General features: G+C 41.3%; 7 protein-coding genes. 4 read left to right on the forward strand and 3 right to left on the reverse strand.

The genetic code is table 11. The features are described from left to right. Window positions 1-129 precede the first annotated feature (129 nt). A complete protein-coding gene (locus tag WKF69_RS18385; RefSeq protein ID WP_340383822.1) occupies window positions 130-339 on the forward strand; it encodes a hypothetical protein in 210 nt (69 codons plus the stop codon). Next, a complete protein-coding gene (locus WKF69_RS18390; protein ID WP_340383824.1) occupies window positions 326-598 on the forward strand; it encodes a hypothetical protein in 273 nt (90 codons plus the stop codon). Before WKF69_RS18385 ends, WKF69_RS18390 begins: the two co-directional genes overlap by 14 nt. Before the next feature lie 168 nt (window positions 599-766). Here the strand turns inward: WKF69_RS18390 and WKF69_RS18395 are convergent, their stop codons facing one another. Beyond that, on the reverse strand, window positions 767-1,096 hold the full coding sequence (locus WKF69_RS18395) for a hypothetical protein (RefSeq protein WP_340383826.1): 330 nt from the start codon (window positions 1,094-1,096) through the stop codon (window positions 767-769). 168 nt (window positions 1,097-1,264) lie between these two features. Here WKF69_RS18395 and WKF69_RS18400 point away from each other — a divergent pair, with 168 nt between their 5' ends. Together WKF69_RS18400 and WKF69_RS18405 are read left to right on the forward strand one after the other, a co-directional pair. After that, window positions 1,265-2,236, forward strand: coding sequence for an SUMF1/EgtB/PvdO family nonheme iron enzyme (locus WKF69_RS18400; protein ID WP_340383828.1), 972 nt, complete (start codon window positions 1,265-1,267; stop codon window positions 2,234-2,236). Window positions 2,237-2,248: 12 nt separating this feature from the next. After that, a complete protein-coding gene (locus WKF69_RS18405) occupies window positions 2,249-3,583 on the forward strand; it encodes a Gfo/Idh/MocA family oxidoreductase (RefSeq protein ID WP_340383830.1) in 1,335 nt (444 codons plus the stop codon). A gap of 81 nt (window positions 3,584-3,664) precedes the next feature. Here WKF69_RS18405 and WKF69_RS18410 read toward each other — a convergent pair whose 3' ends face one another. Both WKF69_RS18410 and cmoA read right to left on the reverse strand, forming a co-directional pair. Then, window positions 3,665-4,387, reverse strand: a complete 723-nt coding sequence (locus tag WKF69_RS18410; RefSeq protein ID WP_340383832.1) for an isoprenylcysteine carboxylmethyltransferase family protein — start codon at window positions 4,385-4,387, stop codon at window positions 3,665-3,667. A 1-nt stretch (window position 4,388) separates the two neighbouring features. Next, window positions 4,389-5,129 carry a carboxy-S-adenosyl-L-methionine synthase CmoA gene (gene cmoA / locus WKF69_RS18415; protein ID WP_340383834.1) on the reverse strand — a complete coding sequence of 247 codons (741 nt, stop codon included), beginning with the start codon at window positions 5,127-5,129 and terminating at the stop codon, window positions 4,389-4,391. Between the last annotated feature and the right edge of the window lie 548 nt (window positions 5,130-5,677).

Below are 5,677 nucleotides of genomic sequence, written 5' to 3' on the forward strand. Positions count from 1 at the left end.
AATATACAGATACCCCCTTTCAGAATTGGATTGCAAATGTACAAAAAATATTAAAAATCAAAAGATTAGATAAATAAATTCCGAACATTTCTCTTTTTCTCTTGTTAGCTTAAGACCTACCCGAATTTTATGAAAGCTACGACAGGTAAAAAGAAAAAAGGATCTGACACGGACAAAGCTATTGCTAAACCCGGATTGGAATCACCAAAAAAAGAGAATACGAGCGAATCTCATCGCGAAATCTCGCTGGATACAATCATCGCCGAAAAAGATGAAGTAAAGATTGCAGAAGAAAGATTAAGACAAAGAAATAAAGACATAGAAAATGGCAAAATGTAATATATCAATTGATTTTAGTGGCGAGGCGGATGAACTGCTAAGATCCGCTGAACAGGCAATCTCAGGTGCTGGTGGCTCGTTTGCAGGAAATAACTCAGATGGGAATTTTGCCATCAGCTCACCGCTTGGCAAGGTGTCAGGCACTTATAAAGTAGTGGGTCAGTCTTTCAATATAAGTATCGTTGACAAGCCCTTTTTAGTAAGCTGCAACAAAATTGAGGAGGAATTGAGAAAGCAGATGAAGATAAAAGGATCTTGAAAACGCTGACTTAACGACTGCCTATTCCTGGAACTATTTCTAACTTTCTCCTCTCTATCTTCATAGAAATGGGGTTTGAAATACCGTGTAAAAATTTCCTGCATTTTTTAATCAGCTCCATTCAGGATTGAAGATGCAAAAAAATCCTTTTATTGAGTTTTTGACTTTTTAAATCTCGGTCTTAGGAAGATTGTCGTGCAGGAAATCGGCACGCGGATCGGTACGCAATACTTCCATATCAGGATTACCGATATGATTTGCATACCAGACAATAGCATCGTTCATATAATCGTATGAAAGCTCGTCATCTAAACTGACCTCAAAAGCATAGAGATCTGGTTTCGACGCTCCATACAACTCAATGCAATTCTCTGCAACTTCGTAGTCCGTATCTGTCAGAGAATAAACCTTAAGCTCAAAATCGGTACCCCACATTTTGACTACATCCACGCAGTTATACTTGATCTCTGCCGACAGATAAAATTCCTTGTCTTTCATTTGAATTTAGGTAAGGTTTTAGGTATACGAGTAGTACCGTTAATTACTCTAACAAAATATATTCCACTATTGTCCATTCATAACGGAAAAAATCTTTCAATCATATTATTGTGGATATTCGGTATGAAAGGTTAAATTTATTTTTCCATCGAATACCACGTATATCTAATGATTAATTATAAAAAATTCAACCTTCTTTTCGCATTTCTATTATTCCTCTCAGAAATTATAATCGCCCAGGAAAAAAAGAACCCACATTATACCCAAAACATTCCGGGGGTAAATGTGAAGTTTGATATGAAAGCTATTCCCGGAGGGGAATTTAAAATGGGCAGCCCCGGCATTGAACCCGGACATAAACCAGATGAAGAACCTGCGCGTTTGGTAAAGATTAGCCCGTTCTGGATGAGCTCTAACGAAATTACCTGGGACATATATGAACTTTTTGTTTACCAGGATTATGATCAGACCAAAAGCCTCGGGGTAGATGCGATCACCCGCCCTTCGAAACCTTACCTTGATATGACTTTCGGTATGGGCAAAGAAGGACATCCGGCTGTGGGGATGACTCAGTTTAATGCACTGCAGTTCTGCAAATGGCTTTATACGCGGACTGGCGTTTTTTACAGACTACCAACAGAAGCTGAGTGGGAATACGCCTGCAGGGCGGGCTCTCAGACTGCCTTCTCTTTTGGGAGTGATACTGCACTGCTCTCAGACTATGCCTGGTCCAGGTCAAACAGTATGGAAAAAACGCATCCTGTTGGTGGTAAAAAGCCAAATCAATGGGGTTTGTACGATATGCATGGCAATGTTGCAGAGTGGACTCTGGATCAGTATATACCAAACTACTACTCACTGAATCCCGGCAAAGCGAGTGATCCTCTCGCAAAAGCAGAGAATTTATATCCTCACAGTGTTCGCGGCGGATCATTTGAAGACGATGCAACAGCTTTGAGATCCGCAGCCCGCCGGGGTTCTGATCCAAACTGGAAACGAATCGATCCTCAGATACCCAAGAGTAACTGGTGGTTCCCTGAAGCGCCTTTTGTAGGGATACGGCTTGTAAGGCCTTTTATCACACCTTCCAAAGAACAAATTGATGCATTTTATAATCAAAAACCGATTGCAGACTATTAAACACTAAACAAAATGAGCTTAAAGAAAAAATCTACTCCTCAAACACAACGAAGAGCGTTTCTGAAAACATCGGCAATAATTGCTGGTGGAGCAATGCTAAGCAACATTCCATTTTCAGGAGTGTATGCCGAAGAAGGCGGCACTATAAAGATAGCGCTGGTTGGCTGCGGTAACAGGGGCTCTGGTGCATTGTTCCAGGCCTTGAGCACAAAATACAATCTCAAGGTTGTAGCAATGGCTGATGCTTTCCGCGACCGGCTGGCCCAAAGCTATAATGCAGCGTTCAAAAAATTTGGCAAAGAAAAGGTTGATGTACCAGAAGATAAGAAATTCGTAGGTTTTGATGCTTATAAGCATGCTATTGCGGAAGCCGACGTAGTTCTTTTAGTCACTCCCCCGGGTTTCCGCCCGGTGCATTTTGCGGAAGCGATAAAACAAAACAAACATGTTTTCATGGAGAAACCGGTCGCTACTGATTCTCCAGGCATAAGGAGTGTACTGGCAACAGCCGAAGAAGCCAAACGTAAGAAACTCAATGTGGTTGTCGGCTTACAGCGCCGTTACCAGAAAACCTACAGGGAGACTATAAAACGGATTGAAGATGGTGTAGCCGGCGATATAGTTTCTGGACAGGTGTATTGGAACAGTGGCGGTGTTTGGGTAAAACCCCGCGTCGCAGGGCAAACTGAAATGGAATATCAGATGCGCAACTGGTACTATTTTAACTGGCTGTGTGGCGATCATATCAATGAACAGCATGTGCATAATATCGATGTCGCCAATTGGGTAAAGAATGCTTACCCGGTTTCAGCACAGGGTACTGGCAGCCGTTTCCTTCGCACGGGAAAGGATCATGGAGAGATCTACGATAATCATACGGTTGAGTTTATTTATGCCGATGGATCCGTGATCCAAAGCCAATGCCGGCACCATGAAGGCACCCTGAACCGTGTAGATGAAAGCTTCCAGGGAACTAAAGGAAGGGTCTACTTGAATGCAACTACAAATACCGGAAAACTGTGGGATACCAAAGGCAACGTTTTATTTAACCATGCGGGTAAAGGTGATCCAAATCCTTATCAAACTGAACACGATGAACTGTTTGAAGCAATCGACAAAGGAGAATTTAAATTTGCGGATGCCGAACGGGTAGCTAAGAGCACCCTAACTTCGCTGCTCGGCCGTTATGCCACGTATTCGGGAAAAGAAGTTAAGTGGGACGATGCCCTTAACTCTCAGGTAAACCTGATGCCGGATGTTTTAAGCTGGGATGCTATGCCTAAAATACTGCCGGATTCAAATGGGATGTATCCTTTTGCGATACCAGGTAAATCGAAAGTGGTTTAACACCCGGGCTAAACAGTAATCGGTAATCAGGAATAGGCGTCAAGCACTGATTACCGATTACTGAATACTGATAACAGATAATTACCCTTTCCAGGTCCCGCTCTTTTTCAAATACCTGATTGTGAAATAATAGACTCCCAGAATCATCAGGGAAGCCATAAAGATATTATCCCGCAGATCTGTATCGTAATCCGTTAACTGTGGATAATAGAAAAGCAGGATCACCACTATCCCGGCCGCCCATACTGTTTGAGTATTATATTCTTTTATCAGCCACCTCTTTCCATTAAAATCCATATTTGATATGGTCTTACCGAGGCCGTTAAAATTAATCCACCATCTGCTGACCTTGCTGCAATACGCTTCAAACTGCCCTTTAAATTTATTACGAAGAAATTGCTCTTCAGCAAGTACGATTGCCTGATAAATGAACAAGAACAAAGGAATAAAAACAGCTACAAATAACAGGGAGTTTATTAAGATCCCAACACCCACGAGCATCAGGATATTCCCTACATACAAGGGGTTCCTGCAATGAGTAAATATTCCCTCAGTAATCAGATCATCAGCATATACCTCTTTGTTTTTACCTCCTCTTACTATATACTTCAGGGCAATGGTGACTCCACGAATCAGCTGGCCGAAAATGGTAATCGACAGTCCTAAAATAAGCGGGTATAAAAAATAGTTCGGGCCGAATGTCTCCTCCCTGAAAATCTCGGATGAGGGAATAAATAAAGCGAGATATAAAAAGATAAACAGGAGGTTCCTGTATTTGAAGAAAAAGTTTCCTATGGCCAGCATCTCAGTTTTTTATCGCAATGAAGCCTGAAAAGTTATACCATTTAAAGAAGGTTTCTATATGTGAAAACCCGGCTTCCCTGAACATTTTAACGTTCTCACTCAGCTTATAAGGGATCAGCACATTTTCAAGAGCTTCCCTTTTTTGAGAGATCTCCATTTCGCTGTAGCTATTCCTTCTTTTATAATCGTAGTAGTATTTTATGAAATTCCGGTTGAACAGGCTGTCTTCTGCAAGGATCTTCTCAGACACGATTAACACCCCGCCTTTTGTGAGGCCATCAAATATTCTTTTGATCAGCTTCTCGCGGTATATCGGTCTTACGAACTGCAATGTCAGGCATAGAATGACTACAGAGGCGTTTTCGATCTTAACATCTTCATGCAGGTCTCCAAGGACAAGATTATAAGGTCGCGTAAAATTCGCTTCTTTGAGCTTCAAATCGCACTTCTTGAGCATTTCTGCGGAATCGTCTATGCCGATAAACTTGATAGAATCGTCTACATATGGATTCAGACCAATCATCGTTGTTCCTGTTGAACAACCCAGATCGATCACGTTAGTCCCTGGCTCTGCATGCTCAATGGCCTGCTCAATGATCATCCTCTGGATCTCGTTATAGAACGGAACAGACCGTTCCACCATGTCGTCGAAAGCATTGGCTACTGTAGCGCCAAACTTAAAGTCTGATGGTTTCTTTATTTCCTCACTAAAAACCTTATCTGATGTCTTGGTATTCTTCATTCGGTGATGCTCTGCTTAAATAATTTCGGTCTGCAACGTGCAAAATGGTGGTTAAAAATAATCCTAATGCCTGATATTTTACAGAATTTGTAAATTTATTTACATTCTACCTCAAGCCGGATGTGAACAGTACCATTTCTGTAGCCTGCAGGGCGAGGTCCAATCCTTAGCTGGGCTGCAGGCCTGTCACCCTGTACATAATAATTTGATTTGCTCCAGGTAGATTATCCGCATCGGATTACGTATAAATATATTCAAGGTCGAAACTTACCAGACTGTTATAACCAAAAGAGTTATATAACCGCTTTTCGATTCCTTTAATTTGGGCACCAATTAAATTTTCGGAAGGAATCATCCCTTAATTCAGGGTGAGGCTTTAGAAGAAACTATTATAGGCCATGATAACAAAAGATAGTAGAACATAAACTAGCAGAATGTTATTAATTGTTTTTAGTCTTTTGTACCGGGTTTCTAAGTCATCTGGGCGCATATCAATTTATTGAAGTAGTCACTTGTTAAATACTAATAAAATTAGTAAATTAGCGATA

The organism is Daejeonella sp., from assembly GCF_037719425.1.
In the GTDB taxonomy this organism is placed as follows: domain Bacteria; phylum Bacteroidota; class Bacteroidia; order Sphingobacteriales; family Sphingobacteriaceae; genus Daejeonella.